At 29.6% G+C, this 15,177-nt stretch carries 20 protein-coding genes; 8 read left to right on the plus strand and 12 right to left on the minus strand.

Translation table 11 applies throughout. From position 1 onward, the window contains the following. Positions 1-89 precede the first annotated feature (89 nt). Positions 90-473 (minus strand): hypothetical protein, encoded by a 384-nt coding sequence (locus tag BD821_RS07355; RefSeq protein WP_104409912.1) that lies wholly within the window; start codon positions 471-473, stop codon positions 90-92. A gap of 358 nt (positions 474-831) precedes the next feature. Continuing rightward, entirely contained in the window at positions 832-1,065 is a 234-nt protein-coding gene (locus tag BD821_RS07360) for a hypothetical protein (protein ID WP_104409913.1), read from the minus strand. A gap of 107 nt (positions 1,066-1,172) precedes the next feature. On the opposite strand from BD821_RS07360, the gene BD821_RS07365 reads away from it, so the two are divergent. From BD821_RS07365 to BD821_RS07370, 3 genes are all read left to right on the plus strand, one after another. Continuing rightward, entirely contained in the window at positions 1,173-1,745 is a 573-nt protein-coding gene (locus BD821_RS07365; RefSeq protein WP_104409914.1) for a nucleoside/nucleotide kinase family protein, read from the plus strand. A gap of 87 nt (positions 1,746-1,832) precedes the next feature. Beyond that, positions 1,833-1,961, plus strand: coding sequence for a hypothetical protein (locus BD821_RS13770; protein WP_278335151.1), 129 nt, complete (start codon positions 1,833-1,835; stop codon positions 1,959-1,961). Between the two features lie 18 nt (positions 1,962-1,979). Beyond that, positions 1,980-2,243, plus strand: a complete 264-nt coding sequence (locus BD821_RS07370; RefSeq protein ID WP_242971475.1) for a DUF6483 family protein — start codon at positions 1,980-1,982, stop codon at positions 2,241-2,243. Positions 2,244-2,372: 129 nt separating this feature from the next. Here BD821_RS07370 and BD821_RS07375 read toward each other — a convergent pair whose 3' ends face one another. Then, positions 2,373-2,936, minus strand: a complete 564-nt coding sequence (locus BD821_RS07375; RefSeq protein WP_104409915.1) for a hypothetical protein — start codon at positions 2,934-2,936, stop codon at positions 2,373-2,375. Positions 2,937-3,055: 119 nt separating this feature from the next. After that, positions 3,056-4,243 carry a replicative DNA helicase gene (locus tag BD821_RS07380; protein WP_341456783.1) on the minus strand — a complete coding sequence of 396 codons (1,188 nt, stop codon included), beginning with the start codon at positions 4,241-4,243 and terminating at the stop codon, positions 3,056-3,058. Between the two features lie 256 nt (positions 4,244-4,499). Here BD821_RS07380 and tnpB point away from each other — a divergent pair, with 256 nt between their 5' ends. After that, positions 4,500-5,585, plus strand: coding sequence for an IS200/IS605 family element RNA-guided endonuclease TnpB (gene tnpB / locus BD821_RS07385; protein WP_104409917.1), 1,086 nt, complete (start codon positions 4,500-4,502; stop codon positions 5,583-5,585). Positions 5,586-5,648: 63 nt separating this feature from the next. Here the strand turns inward: tnpB and BD821_RS07390 are convergent, their stop codons facing one another. Further along, positions 5,649-5,951 carry a hypothetical protein gene (locus BD821_RS07390; RefSeq protein WP_104409918.1) on the minus strand — a complete coding sequence of 101 codons (303 nt, stop codon included), beginning with the start codon at positions 5,949-5,951 and terminating at the stop codon, positions 5,649-5,651. Positions 5,952-6,537: 586 nt separating this feature from the next. On the opposite strand from BD821_RS07390, the gene BD821_RS07395 reads away from it, so the two are divergent. Continuing rightward, entirely contained in the window at positions 6,538-7,095 is a 558-nt protein-coding gene (locus BD821_RS07395) for a GNAT family N-acetyltransferase (RefSeq protein ID WP_104409919.1), read from the plus strand. A 146-nt stretch (positions 7,096-7,241) separates the two neighbouring features. Here the strand turns inward: BD821_RS07395 and BD821_RS07400 are convergent, their stop codons facing one another. From BD821_RS07400 to BD821_RS07420, 5 genes are all read right to left on the minus strand, one after another. After that, positions 7,242-7,853 carry a DUF4276 family protein gene (locus BD821_RS07400; protein ID WP_104409920.1) on the minus strand — a complete coding sequence of 204 codons (612 nt, stop codon included), beginning with the start codon at positions 7,851-7,853 and terminating at the stop codon, positions 7,242-7,244. A gap of 3 nt (positions 7,854-7,856) precedes the next feature. Further along, positions 7,857-9,032 carry an AAA family ATPase gene (locus BD821_RS07405; RefSeq protein ID WP_169994055.1) on the minus strand — a complete coding sequence of 392 codons (1,176 nt, stop codon included), beginning with the start codon at positions 9,030-9,032 and terminating at the stop codon, positions 7,857-7,859. 328 nt (positions 9,033-9,360) lie between these two features. Then, positions 9,361-9,624: a metal-sensing transcriptional repressor gene (locus tag BD821_RS07410; protein WP_104409922.1), complete on the minus strand. Its 264-nt coding sequence runs from the start codon at positions 9,622-9,624 to the stop codon at positions 9,361-9,363. A 72-nt stretch (positions 9,625-9,696) separates the two neighbouring features. After that, complete coding sequence (locus BD821_RS07415) at positions 9,697-9,924, minus strand: heavy-metal-associated domain-containing protein (RefSeq protein WP_035794231.1); 228 nt, start codon at positions 9,922-9,924, stop codon at positions 9,697-9,699. Between the two features lie 106 nt (positions 9,925-10,030). After that, the gene (locus tag BD821_RS07420; protein WP_104409923.1) at positions 10,031-12,316 is read right to left on the minus strand and encodes a heavy metal translocating P-type ATPase; all 2,286 of its coding nucleotides are present in this window, start codon (positions 12,314-12,316) and stop codon (positions 10,031-10,033) included. Between the two features lie 288 nt (positions 12,317-12,604). On the opposite strand from BD821_RS07420, the gene BD821_RS07425 reads away from it, so the two are divergent. Genes BD821_RS07425 through BD821_RS07435 form a run of 3 tightly spaced genes read left to right on the plus strand, consistent with a single transcriptional unit; the run spans position 12,605 to position 13,904 of the window. Continuing rightward, positions 12,605-13,003, plus strand: coding sequence for a type II toxin-antitoxin system RelE/ParE family toxin (locus BD821_RS07425; RefSeq protein WP_104409924.1), 399 nt, complete (start codon positions 12,605-12,607; stop codon positions 13,001-13,003). Between the two features lie 32 nt (positions 13,004-13,035). Further along, positions 13,036-13,410, plus strand: a complete 375-nt coding sequence (locus BD821_RS07430; protein ID WP_104409925.1) for a helix-turn-helix domain-containing protein — start codon at positions 13,036-13,038, stop codon at positions 13,408-13,410. Positions 13,411-13,448: 38 nt separating this feature from the next. Beyond that, entirely contained in the window at positions 13,449-13,904 is a 456-nt protein-coding gene (locus tag BD821_RS07435; protein WP_104409926.1) for a preprotein translocase subunit SecB, read from the plus strand. 159 nt (positions 13,905-14,063) lie between these two features. Here BD821_RS07435 and BD821_RS07440 read toward each other — a convergent pair whose 3' ends face one another. Continuing rightward, complete coding sequence (locus tag BD821_RS07440) at positions 14,064-14,402, minus strand: DUF2500 domain-containing protein (RefSeq protein WP_104409927.1); 339 nt, start codon at positions 14,400-14,402, stop codon at positions 14,064-14,066. Positions 14,403-14,603: 201 nt separating this feature from the next. Then, a complete protein-coding gene (locus BD821_RS07445; RefSeq protein ID WP_104409928.1) occupies positions 14,604-15,059 on the minus strand; it encodes a VOC family protein in 456 nt (151 codons plus the stop codon). Positions 15,060-15,177: the final 118 nt, after the last annotated feature.

The raw sequence follows: 15,177 nt of genomic DNA on the forward strand, positions 1-15,177 counted from the left end.
TTGTATTTAAATAATCCTTTACTTATAGTTTGGGATTTATAAAGGTTTAGACCACTGAACCCGAATCAGTGGTCATTTTTTTGTCCATTTTATTTCTTCTTGAAAACATTGTTATCTTTATCTTTTATTTCACTTTCAGAAATAATTTCAAATTCCAAACTTAATCCATCTTTGTTAAATATTTTTATATTATTATCATTTTTTTCAACTTTTACATTTTTATGAGCACCCATATCATATATCTCTTCATACTTTTTGCCTTTTTCGATGTCTGTCTCATTTATATCTGGCTTTACGTTTATGTCTATAGATAATGAATCACTTGTAAATTTTAAAGCTAATAATTTATCACTAGATTCCCAGGTAGTATTTGAAAATTCTTTAGTAATGTTTTTATTTGAGCAAGCAACACTAAGAGAAAAAATTATCAAACATAAAAATAATAAGGTTTTTTTGCTTAATTGATTAATCATACTAAACACCTCTCCCTTCAAATCGCAAACTTGTTTTAATAAAAGAAATACTTTTCATAATATCCTTTTTAGTGCTATCTATTTTATTATATGATATAAAGTTTGAAATAGTTGTCGAAACTTGTCCGAGATAAATAATTTTCACTTTCTAAATTAATTTAAAAAGCCCCTTTATTCTTTTTCTTTTTCGCTCTCTAACATTAATATTCTTTCTTTATTAGTATCTAACTCTTTTGCTATTTCTAAAATAGTATACGTGAACTACCACCACTTATAGAAGTGGATGGCTTCTTGGTCAATATCTCTAATGAGACAAGTTTACCCAAGCTATCAAGGTCAGAACCGCCCTCCTTTAATTTTAAGATAGTGTTAACACTACCTTTGTTTTATTTATTTCAATCCATGCTACTGCAAGGGCTTGTTCTATTTTAAACCTAAAAAACAATGCACCCCTCTTTTCTGATATAATTGTTGTATCGAATCCAACAAAAATCTCCAAAAAGGAATGTGTCATCATAAGTACAATTATATCAATATTAGTTACATATAATCGACTATTACTTTCACAAATAAATGAATTACTTATTTTCATTGCGAAAAACATACCTTTAAAGGCTACAAAATATGATATAACAAGCCCTAAATACAAAAAGCTTACTAATGATATGATACGAAAATAAAGTTAATTAGGAGGTACTTATGATAAAGAAATCATTAATAATAGCAGTATCAGGTGTTACAGCCGGTGGAAAAACAACCATAATAAACGAACTTAAGAAAAAAATGAAAAGTGCTAAATCACTTCATTTTGATGATTATGATTTTGAAGGAGAAGTTGATGATTTTCATCAATGGGTGATGAATGGAGCAGATTACAATGTATGGAACTTAGAACCACTAAAAAAAGATATATTGAAATTCATAGGAGATAATGAGGTTCAATATATTTTATTGGATTATCCATTTGCATATAAAAATGATTTGATTAAACCATTTATAGATTGTGCGATTTTCATTGACACTCCTTTAGATATTGCAATGGCAAGACGTGTGTTGCGTGATATGCTTAATGCTAATGGAGATGAAATCAGGGAAGATATGAGTTTTTATTTGAAATATGCGAGAATTGCATATGAAGAAATGCTAAAGACTATTCTGCCAAATTCGGATTATGTTATAGATGGCAGTATGCATTTAGGTGAGATTGTCAAACAAGTTATGGATATAATAAAAATAAATTATGAGAGCAAAACGAATAAATTTAATTCGTAATGTTCATAAAATGTGCACCAAATTGTAATTAAAAAATAATAGATAGACTACATTCTTTATATGTAGTCTATACTCAATAATTGCAGCGTGTGTTACACTAGATATAAGAAGGAAGAAAACAATAAGGAGGCATTTATGAATATAGAAAAACTTATAAAGCAACTTGGTAAAGCACTTGCGTCAATGGTTATGCAAGAAGAGGTTACAATGTATTAAAACATTGATTTTGGAAATGTGAATTCATTAACTATTCTACCTATAACATTAAAAAATCTTATCCTTAAAGGAGAGTACAATAAAGCGGAAAATGTTCTTTTCAATGAGGTAACAAAGCATCCATCAAAAGAGGTGTATAGTATTGCAGAGGATTTTTACAATATACTGCTTTCTAAAAGTGATGATGAATTAATAAAGAATAACTTTTCAAAATGTGAAATTTATCAAGGACTAAAAGATATCAAAAATATAATTGAAAAGTCTAAGTTAACGAAATTTTAAAAGTATACACCCCTGATCCATTGATACGTGCTTCTAATTCCACTTCATATTTGCCATTATCATCTGTATGCGTAACAAAAAGGTCCTTTTATAAAAACACTTAACCTTCCCCACATTCTTTGAAGGTTTTTATAATCTATTATTATAAAGTAGATCATCTATAAATATCCCCCTAGCTTGAAGGGCTTTAATGTCTATAAATCCACATCTCATACAATAAGATTCATCGCTACTAGCATCCTTTTTTAGCCAACCTATGCCACTATAATTTAAGCAATAAGGCTTGTCTTTTAATGTATATTTAAATGCCTTTATGTTTAACCTTTGATGGCTTATATTATAGTTTTTGCAGTAATCTAGTAATTTCCCATAAAACTTATTATAATTTATCCTAAGAATATATGCTCCGTCTTCATTAACATAGGTATCATAATCTACCTTCCAAAGTAGTACTTTATTAAATGCCATGAGGTTCATAATCTGGAAGAACTTCTCGAAAGCTATCTCTCTCATTATTGGATTATCTTCTCTAAGATTTGTCCCCCTCATTACAGAATCATTTTCTACTAGGCTTGCCCCACCAACTACTGAATTATTTAATATTAAGCTTGCTTTCCCTGTTATAGAATTACCTACTTTTGAACCTTTTTCTTTAACTATAGAGCTACCACCCTTAAAATTTCTATCTAACATTATAATTTCCTCCTTATATATTAATAATTTTTCTATGTTAATAATGCTTTCTACAATTAATAACTTTTATATATTAATAGCTTTATATATTGATAATCTTTTATATATTAATAACATTTCTAAGAGCCTACACTTTGATATTCCCCACTCCACTTCATTTTTACTGTGCCTACAGTACCATTTCTATGTTTACCTATTATAAATTCTATTAAATCTTTATCTTCACTATCTGGATTGTAGTATTCATCTCTATATAAAAATATAACAAGGTCTGCATCTTGCTCTATGGCCCCTGATTCTCTAAGGTCCGACAGCATTGGCCTATGATTTGATCTAGATTCTGGAGCACGTGAAAGCTGTGATAATACAACTATTGTTATATCAAGTTCCTTTGCTAAAAGCTTTAGTTGCCTTGATATAAAGGATATATCTAAATTTCTATTTTCCTTAAGCCTACCTATTTCTATAAGTTGAAGATAGTCAATAAACACCACATCCAAGCCCTTTTGAAACTTAATTCTCTTACATTCTGCCGTTATGCTCCTTAGTGTATAAATATCATTGAACATATGAAAGTTTGATTTAGATATTTTGTCACAAGCTCCTACTATTCTGCTCCACTGATCATCCTTTAACTTTCCAGTTTTTAAGGTCTTCATAGGTATAGTAGCTGAATTTGATAAAATCCTTTCAACGGTTGGTAACTGACCCATCTCTAAATGGAAAAATGCTACTTTAAGATTACTTTTAATTGCCATATTAAGGGCCATAGTAAGGCTTACCAAGGACTTACCCATAGATGGTCTACCTGCTAATATATTTAAATTATGCCTTTCAAAACCTCCAATAAAATTATCTAAATTACTAAGACCTGTTTTTAAGGTTAACCCTTGATCCTCACCCTTTAATCTTTTTTCTAGAATCATTAAATAGTTTTGAAGAATAATGTCCATATCCTCTACAGTTTTTTCCTTATTGCCAAGATTAATAAAGGAACTTTGGAGACAATCAACTACATCAAAGTACTTCTTCTCACCATTTGTCAAACTCTTTAAGGCAACTTGAAGTTCTTTTATAACCTTTCTATTATTAGACTTTTCTTTTACTATATTTGCATAGGATTCTATAAGTGAGGAGCTTGTCCCACTAGCTACTAGTTCTGAAATGTAGCTTATTCCTCCTATTTCCCCTGAAAATGAGTTTAGACTTTCAAACAAGGTTATAGGAGTTATATTTTCATTTTTACTATAAAGTTCTAACATGCCCTTATAAATGATTTTGTGACTTGTTATATAAAAATCTTTGATAACTTTTCCTTTGAGTGATCTTTTATTATGTCAATATCTTCAAACATAGTATCTAAAGAGAACTTGGTGCTTTTACAAAGCTCATAAAACTTAGATAAAAAGCTTTTACTCTTTATTCTTTTAACAAAACGGGTGAAATTCTCCTATCCTCTGCAGGTGGGGGATGAATAGCCCTTATTATTTTAGGTTCGATACATAAAATAATAACCTTTTGACATAATACTATTAATGACTAATTATGAAAAGGGGTGATAAAATGCTAAAGGCTTATAAATTCAGACTATATCCAAATGAAGAACAAAAAACATACCTAGCCAAAACTTTTGGATGCACTAGGTTTATCTATAATAAAATGTTAGCTGAAAGAATTAAGTCATATGAAGAAAATAAGGATCTAGATATTAAGTCGATAAAATATCCTACACCAGCACAATACAAAAGTGAATTTGAATGGCTAAAAGAAGTTGATAGCCTAGCACTGGCTAACGCTCAAATGAATTTAGATAAAGCATATAAGAACTTTTTTAGAGATAAATCTGTTGGATTTCCGAGGTTCAAGAAGAAATCCAATACTAATAACTACACAACTAATAATCAGAATGGTACTGTATCCATTGAAAATAACCATATAAAAGTACCTAAACTAAAGTCTATGATTAAGATAGAGCAACATAGAAAGTTCAATGGACTGATTAAGTCTTGCACTATATCACAAGTACCCAGTGGTAAGTATTTTATATCTATATTAGTTGATACTGAGATTGCTCAGTTACCTAAAATGGATAATAAAATAGGTGTGGATCTAGGCATCAAGGAATTTGCAATAACAAGTGATGGGGTGTTTTTCAGTAATGCTAAACACTTAAAGAGATCAGAAAAAAGGTTAGCTAAACTTCAAAAGGATTTATCAAGAAAACAAAAAGGTAGTAACAATAGAAAGAAAGCAAGGTTGAAAGTTGCTAAATTGCATGAGAAAATATCAAACCAAAGGAAAGATATGCTTCACAAAGTAAGTACTCAATTAATTAACGAAAACCAAGTTATAGTCATTGAGGACTTAAAGGTAAGTAATATGATAAAAAATCATAAATTAGCAAAATCAATAGCTGATGCTAGCTTCGCAGAGTTTAGAAGAATGCTCACTTATAAAGCAAAATGGTATGGTAGAGAAATCATAATAGCACCATCAAATTATGCAAGTAGTCAGCTATGTTCTAACTGTGGTAATAAATCAAGTCAAACAAAAGACTTATCCTGCAGAATCTATATATGTGCAGTATGTGGAATGATAATGGATAGAGATATAAATGCTGCTAAAAATCTACTAAAACTAGCAATATAATAAAAGATATATTGTTAGAGAGGTCGGTGCGACCTTGATAGCTTGGGTAAACTTGCTACAGTATTAGTATTGACCAAGAAGCTCACACCTCTTAGGTGGAGAGTAGTTCACTATCATGATCTCCTCAGTCTTTTCATCATAAAGAATCTTTTCATCAGCTACAAACTTTTCAATCAATTCCATTACCCTGCCATTACTTAATCCTGTCTCAAATGCAGCTACAGGAAGAGAAAATGAGTAAATACCACATTGACTACTACCTGGATTATTCATTAAGTATTGGTAAAAACTCTTTTCCTCAAAGGACAACTTTACAATGAAATTATCCCTCCAAAAATCCACCATAATGCTTCTATACTTTGCCATACTAAAACCTCCTTAATAGTAACTTCTCTAATCATTAAGTATGCAAAACTTAAAGAAGTTACACTAAGAATTTAAAATTAATTATATTTGTAGTTATATTTACAGTATCCAAGTTGTAAATATTGAAAATTATAAATAAATAGTGAAAGTAAAAAGAACTTACCTCACCCCTAACATCTGAAATTCTTATATTAAAACAGCAACAAAAAAGAGACCCTACTAAAATAATCAAAAGATCATTTTAGTAGGGCCTCTTTTTGCTCTTTAATGTTAATTTTCATAGTTATTATTATTCTTAACTATAATATTCTTTATTATTCATATTGATATTTATATTATTATTGTTATTTATATTATTATCTTTATTGTTATTCTTATTTATATTATTTTTATTTATATTATTATTATTATTGTCATTGCCCCTTGTGAGGGGCTTATATTTTTTATATTTATGTAAATTTTAGATAATATGTAATCTGAGTGTGTTGCATATTTCCTAACAATACTATATATTATTACTTAGTAATATATTGTAAAACTTGAGATTAATTTTATTTAATTAGAATATTAATAGGGGGGGATAATCATGCCTATTCAACCAGTAATTCATACAGATAATTTACTATTAAGACCATTTGAAATATCTGATTCCAGTAGGGTAAAAGAGCTCGCTGGAGATTCAAAAATAGCAACAACAACTCTCAATGTTCCACATCCCTACGAAGATGGGATGGCAGAACTGTGGATTAATTCACATAAAGATATTTTCATTAATAAGAAAGGAATTATATATGCAATAATAAAAAAATACAGTAATGAACTAATAGGCACAGTAGCACTAATGATAAACAATATTCACAGAAAAGCAGAATTATCTTATTGGATTGGAGTTCCTTACTTTAATAAAGGGTATTGTACTGAATCATCTAAAGCTCTTATAGAATATGGGTTTAAAGAGCTAAATTTAAATAAAATATATGCATTATGCATGGATTCTAATGTAGGTTCTTATAGAGTAATGGAAAAGATAGGAATGAAGTATGAAGGCACTCGTAAACAAGATGTTATAAAGAATGGAGTACCAAAAGATTTAAAAAGTTATGTAATTTTAAAAGAAGAATTTAATAAAAGGGCTATATCTTAATATAATATTAATAAATTTATATGAACTTTTTAAAATACTGTTCAATATAAAAGATGAAGTCATTTATAGGTTTATCTCCTACAACGCCTTCATCTTTTAATATCTAATTTACCTTTTTCAATGCTAAGCCTCTTTTTTGTTTAATTTTAATCTAACCCAAAATCCTCATTTATCATGTGGATACCCTCTTTCAGAGCAGTACATTTTCTCTGAATTTTGTCTATATCCAATTTCTCTAGAAAACCTTTTTCCCCTTTTATATAATGTTGCCTTCTTGTTCCTTTTCTAAAAAGTCCTTGCAATTCTTTATGTGTAAGCCTTTCTGGATTAGAATATGTTCTCTGTAAACTATCTGTATAGGACAAACCAATATAATCACATATTCCTTCTAAATCATAGAAAAACCAGCTCTCTATCATTATTATAGCTTCAATATTTTCTATTTTCTTAACTTGTTTCTTATTTAAAGCTTTTTTTATTGCTTCACCATCAAACTCGGAAATATCACTTTTCATACCCTCTCTATCGGTAAAAGCATATACATATATGTCTAAACCTTTATTTTCTTTTTTATTTAAAAAGTAACCTAGCTCGCTTGCTATTCTTTTATTGATATTAGTTCCTGTTTCTAGGTTCTTGGTTTTATTCGGTACTCCTCTTAAGTACTTAAAAAAGATTCTTTTATAAAAAAGCTCCTCTGTATCCCCTTCATAAAATATATAAGCAAGTTTTTTACTTTTACCCAAAGTCTTATTCATAACTTATTCCTCTGTATATAAAAATATATCACTAAAACTCGAAAAGGGTCCTGATAACTTTTTAATTAATTCCTTTTTATTCTTAACTTGCTCTATAAAAGCTTCACCGCATTCTTTATTACTTATTATACTTACCTCATTAATCTTAACCATATTTAATAATACTGGTGAGTGAGTAGTTATTATCAGTTGTATATTATAAAAATCATTCTTTATTAAATTTATCATCTTTTTTAGCAGCTTAGGATGTATTGAATTTTCTAGTTCTTCTATTGCAATAATAGGATATTTATTAGATACAAGATAAGTTACTATATTAAGTACAATAAGTGTTCCATCTGAAAGTTCATTTATGTCACTTTTTTGTTTATTTTCAAAGGTAAATGTTAAGTTCTTCAAGTCTTGTGCAATATTAATAACACTGATACTGTTTATCTTAAGTACATCCATCAGTATTTCTTTATAATACTGAGCCTTTTCAGATTTTAATATTTTATCAATTTCCTCAATAAGTGCTAGTGATACTATTCTTCCATTTTTAATTACTGAATTTTGTTTCTTTATTGATTCTCTTATTACATCTGGTGCACTATATATAACGGGAGTTTTACATAATAAAAATATATCATCTATTCCCTTTTGAATGGGTTTATCAAAACTATCTTTAATATCCCTTATCTTGCTAATAAGTGATACCAATGCCTCGAGTCCATCTATTTTTTGTATCTTAGGTCCTTTAACTTTTCTTACAACTGTATTTTCCCTTTCAAAAGCAGTTATCATTGGACCCGTAGAACTTATTTTCTTATATTTAAATATCTCTTTATTTACATATCCAGTATCAATATCATTATTCCCAATTACTACCTCAATAAGGTATGAGTATCTATACAGTTCTTCGTCTACTTCTTCATTAAATTCTATTTCAATAGAAATAGGTTTTCCTTTAAAATTTGTGCAATGAGATACTATTTTATCATTATCTAACTCTCCTTTAATTAAAAGTTGTTCCTTTAAATCCTCACTTCCAGTTAAAAGTACATTTAAAAAAGAAAATACTTCTAATAAATTGGATTTACCACTATTATTTGCTCCTATCAATACATTAAAATCTTCTAAAACATATTCACAATTTATTAAATTTTTATAACCATTAACCTTCATATTAATTATCTTCATAATACCCCCCCATTTCATAGCATGTTAACCTAGTTCATCATATATTATCGCCATATATTATCTTAACTATACCATTATATATGCCCTATTACAATAATTCATCAATATTCAATTAAATAAAAACGGACAGGTATATCTGTCCGTTTTTTTATGACTATTTATCCCATGGCTACCATCCGTAACACTCCTATACTCTTTAAGGTGGGGGATGACGGCTGCTACGCCCCTGCATAAGTTCTTCTAGCCTTTGATGGAGAGATGTATTCCTTATAAGTAAACTCCACCTAAGTCTAAGAATCACTTCATCGGCCTTCTCTTTAAATATATACTATTTTGCTAGCTTATCCATAATAGCCATTATTTCATCAATTTTTTCTTCCTCATTACCTACTTCAAAGGCTTCTTTTACACAACCTCCAATGTGGCTTTTAAGCACATCTTTATTTATGTTACGTAGAATGGCTTGAGTTGCCATAAGTTGATTTGAGATATCAATACAATATCTGTCTTCCTCAACCATTTTCAAGATACCATCTATCTGTCCCCTTGCAGTTTTCAAAAGACGTGTGGTCTTTACCTTGTCTGCTTTCATAGATGCCACCTCCTTATAATGTTTATTTTAGTTATATTACTTCTATTATTTAATTTGAAAGGTATAAGTTTATTAGCTAAATAAGCCCTTTTTTTCTTTAATGGAAACAACTTTAAAATCTACTTCTTCTATGGCATCTTTAAATACTTGATCCTCTATATCATTTTTTAAAGTAACTACTGCACTTTTCTTTTTAAGGTCTACTTTAGCATCTACACCTTCAATAGCATTTAATGCCTTTGTAACTTTAGCCACGCAATGTGCACAATTCATACCTTCAATTTCTATTATCTTTTTCATAATTTAAATCTCTCCTTTTAATATATTTAGCGTATTAAAACGCAGTTTATAATTTTTATATTTTTATATTTTTATATAAAGATTATATACTATCCATCTATATTTATTAATTTATATTTTTATATTTTGGTTTAAAGAACTTTAATCTCAAAGCATTAGATACCACAAACACTGAACTCATACTCATAGCTGCTGCTCCAAACATTGGGTTAAGCTTTAAGCCAAAGGCTGTGTAAAATACTCCCGCTGCAATTGGTATACCTAATACATTATAGAAAAATGCCCAAAATAAATTTTCCTTAATGTTTTTAATTGTGGCTTTACTTAATTGGACCGCTGTAACAGCATCTAATAAATCACTCTTCATTAAAACTATATCAGCAGATTCAATAGCAATATCTGTACCTGCACCAATTGCAATACCAACATCGGCTCTTGCTAGAGCAGGTGCATCGTTGATTCCATCACCAATCATTGCAACCTTTTTACCACTTGCTTGTATATTTCTAATTTCTTTTTCCTTATCCTGTGGTAGTACTTCAGCAACAACTCTATCGATATTTAGCTGTTTTCTAATTGCCTCTGCTGTTTTTTTATTATCACCTGTAAGCATCACTACATTAATTCCCATAGCCTTAAAGTTATCTATTGCTTTACGACTTGTGGCTTTAACTACATCTGCTACGGCAATAATTCCAAGAAGATCTTTATCCTCTGCAAAATATAAGGGTGTTTTACCATCCATAGCAAATTCATCTGAAGTACTTTTAAGCATCTCTACATTAATTTCTCTGTCCTCCATCAATGCTAAGTTACCTGCAGTATATTGTTTTCCATCTATTATACCAACTATACCTCTGCCTGAAATAGAATTAAAATTATCAACATTTCTAAGTGATATTCCTCTTTCTTTAGCTTTTTCTAAAATAGCTTCTGCTAATGGATGTTCTGAAAAGCTTTCAATTGATGCGGCTATTTGTAAAAGTCTTTCTTCACTTTCCGAGCCTTTTGTAATTATATCTGTAACTACTGGTTTTCCTTCCGTGATTGTACCTGTTTTATCAAGAACCACCGTACCTATAGTGTGAAGACTTTCCAAAGCCTCAGCTGATTTAATAAGTATTCCATTAGATGCGCCCTTCCCTGTTCCAACCATTATGGCAACTGGAGTTGCAAGGCCCAAGGCGCAAGGACAAGAAATTACTAATATTGCAATTCCTATAGACATAGCAAATTCAAAAGGCTGTCCTAGAAGTAACCACACAATTGTAGCAATAACAGCTATACTTATTACCACCGGCACAAATATTCCGCTGATCTTATCTGCCATCTTTGCAATAGGTGCCTTAGATGAACTAGCATCTTCTACTAGCTGAATGATTTTTGCTAGAGTTGTATCATCTCCAACCTTCTCTGCCTTAAACTTGAAAGATCCTGTTTTATTTATAGTAGCGGCTATAACCTTGTCCCCTATATTCTTTTCTACCGGAATACTCTCTCCTGTTAGAGCTGATTGATCCACAGATGAGCTGCCCTCTATTATAATGCCATCTACTGCTATACTCTGGCCAGGCCTTACAATTATTATATCATCTATAACTACATCCTGAGACGGAATTTCAACTTCCTCACCATTTCTAATAACCGATGCAGTCTTAGGGGTAAGATCCATTAGTTTTGTTATAGCCTCAGATGTCCTTCCTTTTGCCCTAGTTTCTAAAAACTTACCCATAGTTATCAAAGCTAGAATCATTGCAGCGGACTCAAAATACAAGTCCATTGAATATTGATTTACCATATCTAAATTATTATGTCCAAGCCCATATCCTATTTTAAAAATTGCAAATATGCCATATATTAATGCTGCCCCTGACCCTATAGCTATAAGCGAATCCATATTAGGCCTTCCATGAAATAAGGTCTTAAAACCAACTTGATAATACTTACGATTCACATAAACAACTGGAATTGTAAGTAACAATTGAATAAAGGCAAAGGTTATTGCATTTTCTGGTCCCATGAGCCATTTAGGATGAGGAAGATTAAGCATATGCCCCATAGATACATACATTAGTGGAATTAGAAATCCAAAAGAAATAATTATACGACTTTTCATTTCCTTTAGCTCTTCCTCCACTGGATTTACTGATTTTTCTATTCTTTTAGAGTCACTTGATCCACGTACAAATATAGAAGCATCATATCCAGCATCATGAACAGCCTTTATTATAGTGGTACTATCAATATCAGATTCTTTATACTCAACTGACATACTATTTGAAAGCAAATTTACATTCACAGTATCAACACCTGAAAGTTTTTTAACTGCCTTTTCAACACTAGCAACGCAAGATGAGCAAGTCATACCTGTTACATTAAACTTTTGATTCATATCATCACCTCATTATTATTTTAATACCATACCCCCCGTGGGGTGTATATATAAAGCTTACATCCTTAATTTTAGTTTGTCAATAACTATTACAGTATAAATAACGGTTTAGGAGTATCTAGGACATTATACCTATATTTATATGTTTTAATTTTTTGTCAAAAATGATATAATAAAGCAATAATCAAAAATAAATTGTCACATATTAAGAACTTATAAGTTATATTTAATCAAAATAAACCTTGAGATTATTACTTATAAGTTATATAATGTGTATAGGAGATAATAATGGGGGAAATAATTAAACTAGTCTATCCTGAAAATTTTAATATAAACAATATTTATATATCTAAAGATTGTGAATCTGATTTAAAAGACCTTCTTAAAGGAAGCGGTATAGATAATAAATTCATTTCTCAATTCAGACAAAGATTAAAATTTCTTGAATCATATGGTAGAAATTGTATTAAGAAAGCTGATTGGTTTGAAAAATTGAAAAATGCAAATGATATGTATAGCATGAGATTTAAACTACCTAAAAACATTCGCATTATTTTTACAATACAATGTGATAAGATATCAATTCTACTCTGTTCCTTTGATGAAAAGAGTGATAAAGTAAAAGGTAAAAATAGCTATACTCAAAATATAGAAATAGCAATGTCAAGACTCAAAGATTTAAGATAACAAAAAATAACTTCTCAAAGGAGATGGTATATATGACACAAAAAGATATGATTTCTGCCATTGATTTTATAAATGAATATGCAGATGATACAACAAAATTGAGATTTGAACTTGATGACCTCTTATATGATATATCTTTAAAAATATTTGACTATAGAATGCAAAATGATTTATCTCAAAAAGAGTTAGCTAAAAAATTAGAGGTAACTCAAGCCATGGTATCAAAGCTAGAAAGCGGTCAATATAATCCTACTGTTGAACAATTGTGGAAAATTAGCAAAAGGCTCAATTTAAACCTTGTAGTCTCTTTACAAACAAAAGAAGATGATAAAACAGAAGTATGGGATACCCAAGAATATAAATTAGGTAATATTGAAGAAAATAAAAAGCTTATGGAATGTTCTTAATTAGAATCTAAATATAGAAATCAAGGAGAAAAGCTATTATGAACGTTAATGAAATTAGTTCAAAGTTTCAATTTTTAGGGAATAGGATTGTGGAGTTTTCTATTAAAACTGATAATTCAAGCCCTGGCAGACTTCACATTAATACCGACATAGATTATAATGTTAAAAGTATAAAAGAAAAAGAGGATCTCTATCTTGGCTTCCTAGAATTAATAATAAATATTCAAGGAGTAGCTACTAATGACACTTATCCTTTAATAGTTAATTTAGTTATAGAAGGTTGTTTCACAGCTAATAAAGAAGATTTAGATATGAATACCTTCAAAGATATGGTTGAAAAAAATGGATTAGTTGCACTTTCTCAAATTGCAAGATCTTATCTAATAAGCGCAACTTCATTATCTGGAATTAATCCTCCAATAAAATTACCAATGATAAATGTATTTTCATTAATCAAGAAAAAGAAAATGATTAAAAATGCTGAAGATGCTTAAACTAAATAAAAGATGAAGATATGCATAGGATTTACCTACAGGTCTTCATCTTTTTTGTTACCTACATTTTTGTCCTTTAATTTTGTATTTTGTAACAACTAACTTTGCTAATTTATAACCCATGTATCCCTCTCCTAACTATTAATTCCATTCTTAAACTTATTTTTCAACAACCCCACTTGCTGATTCAAATTTTAAAAACCGTGTTCCTTGAAAAGTTAAGCTTCCCCATTCATGCTCTGGTACACTTCTAAAAATACGTCCTCCAACAGTAAATTTAAGTTCACTTTCAGTATCTAGTTCAAATATCAACATTAAAGTCTCATTAGTTGTCATAACTCCATTAGCATCTGTTTGAGTATGCACATCCCTCTTTTTCTTAATAAGTTGTGCTTTAGTAGATATAATTGGCGATTTCTCATTTTTCATATATGTCCTAATACCATTTAAAATTATTAAAGCAAATATAGCAAAAAACAATATTCTAAATCCATACATAGTAAAACCTCCAAAATCATTTATTATTCTATATCCTCTTCTATTTATCTCTTTATTTTCCTTCTATCATATTGGTTTTTAGATAAATAATTTAAAACCCTGCACCCTCTCGCTTTATATGAGAATGTGCAGGGTTTATTTCTTAATTTAATGAATTATTTTTATTAAAAAACAACTTCTATATTCTTTCTATCCTAAGACTTAATCAATACACTCCATAAGTTCTAGAACAATTCCATCTGGATCTTTAAGATATACGGCTTTACTTTTTCCAAAGCCTTGTGATGTTAAATCAAAGTATTGAGGCTCTGATAAAAACTCCACACCCTTTGATTTTAGTGTTTCATAAGTTTTATCAATATTTTCTACATAAAAGCATAGTTCAGAAATAGAAGTTTGATTTAGTTTATTTTCTATTACCTTTGCCTTTTCTGAAACAAATTCAATAAGTTCTACTGGTGGTGCCATAACCTCATCACTACCATTTAGATATGCTACTTTAACACGGCAATTCTCTAATGCAAATAGTTTATCAGTAGCTTCACCTTCCATTACCATTTGTCCATCATACTTTAGTCCTAATACCTCTTTATAAAATTTAATTGATTGTTCTATATTTGATACTGTTAAACCCACATGGGCAATATTTCTTAACATAAAATACCCTCCATTTAAAATATGATAGTGTTAACACTATCGTTGTTTTATTTATTTCAATCCTTGCTATTGCAAGGGTTTGTTCTATTTTAAACCTAAAAAAACAATGACCCCCTCT

Origin of the sequence: Clostridium algidicarnis DSM 15099 (assembly GCF_002934235.1) — a bacterium.
GTDB classification, from domain to species: domain Bacteria; phylum Bacillota; class Clostridia; order Clostridiales; family Clostridiaceae; genus Clostridium_L; species Clostridium_L algidicarnis.

What these genes read in the sequence shown, in the direction of transcription:
- BD821_RS07410 (WP_104409922.1), bottom strand. Translation starts at nt 9,624, where the DNA reads ATGAAAGCAGACAAGGTAAAGACCACACGTCTTTTGAAAACTGCAAGG.
- BD821_RS07430 (WP_104409925.1), top strand. Translation starts at nt 13,036, where the DNA reads ATGACACAAAAAGATATGATTTCTGCCATTGATTTTATAAATGAATAT.
- BD821_RS07375 (WP_104409915.1), bottom strand. Translation starts at nt 2,936, where the DNA reads ATGTTAGATAGAAATTTTAAGGGTGGTAGCTCTATAGTTAAAGAAAAA.
- BD821_RS07425 (WP_104409924.1), top strand. Translation starts at nt 12,605, where the DNA reads ATGGGGGAAATAATTAAACTAGTCTATCCTGAAAATTTTAATATAAAC.
- BD821_RS07440 (WP_104409927.1), bottom strand. Translation starts at nt 14,402, where the DNA reads ATGTATGGATTTAGAATATTGTTTTTTGCTATATTTGCTTTAATAATT.
- BD821_RS07395 (WP_104409919.1), top strand. Translation starts at nt 6,538, where the DNA reads ATGCCTATTCAACCAGTAATTCATACAGATAATTTACTATTAAGACCA.
- BD821_RS07445 (WP_104409928.1), bottom strand. Translation starts at nt 15,059, where the DNA reads ATGTTAAGAAATATTGCCCATGTGGGTTTAACAGTATCAAATATAGAA.
- BD821_RS07360 (WP_104409913.1), bottom strand. Translation starts at nt 1,065, where the DNA reads ATGAAAATAAGTAATTCATTTATTTGTGAAAGTAATAGTCGATTATAT.
- BD821_RS07390 (WP_104409918.1), bottom strand. Translation starts at nt 5,951, where the DNA reads ATGGCAAAGTATAGAAGCATTATGGTGGATTTTTGGAGGGATAATTTC.
- BD821_RS07405 (WP_169994055.1), bottom strand. Translation starts at nt 9,032, where the DNA reads ATGAAGATAATTAATATGAAGGTTAATGGTTATAAAAATTTAATAAAT.
- BD821_RS07415 (WP_035794231.1), bottom strand. Translation starts at nt 9,924, where the DNA reads ATGAAAAAGATAATAGAAATTGAAGGTATGAATTGTGCACATTGCGTG.
- tnpB (WP_104409917.1), top strand. Translation starts at nt 4,500, where the DNA reads ATGCTAAAGGCTTATAAATTCAGACTATATCCAAATGAAGAACAAAAA.
- BD821_RS07365 (WP_104409914.1), top strand. Translation starts at nt 1,173, where the DNA reads ATGATAAAGAAATCATTAATAATAGCAGTATCAGGTGTTACAGCCGGT.
- BD821_RS07400 (WP_104409920.1), bottom strand. Translation starts at nt 7,853, where the DNA reads ATGAATAAGACTTTGGGTAAAAGTAAAAAACTTGCTTATATATTTTAT.
- BD821_RS07435 (WP_104409926.1), top strand. Translation starts at nt 13,449, where the DNA reads ATGAACGTTAATGAAATTAGTTCAAAGTTTCAATTTTTAGGGAATAGG.
- BD821_RS07355 (WP_104409912.1), bottom strand. Translation starts at nt 473, where the DNA reads ATGATTAATCAATTAAGCAAAAAAACCTTATTATTTTTATGTTTGATA.
- BD821_RS07420 (WP_104409923.1), bottom strand. Translation starts at nt 12,316, where the DNA reads ATGAATCAAAAGTTTAATGTAACAGGTATGACTTGCTCATCTTGCGTT.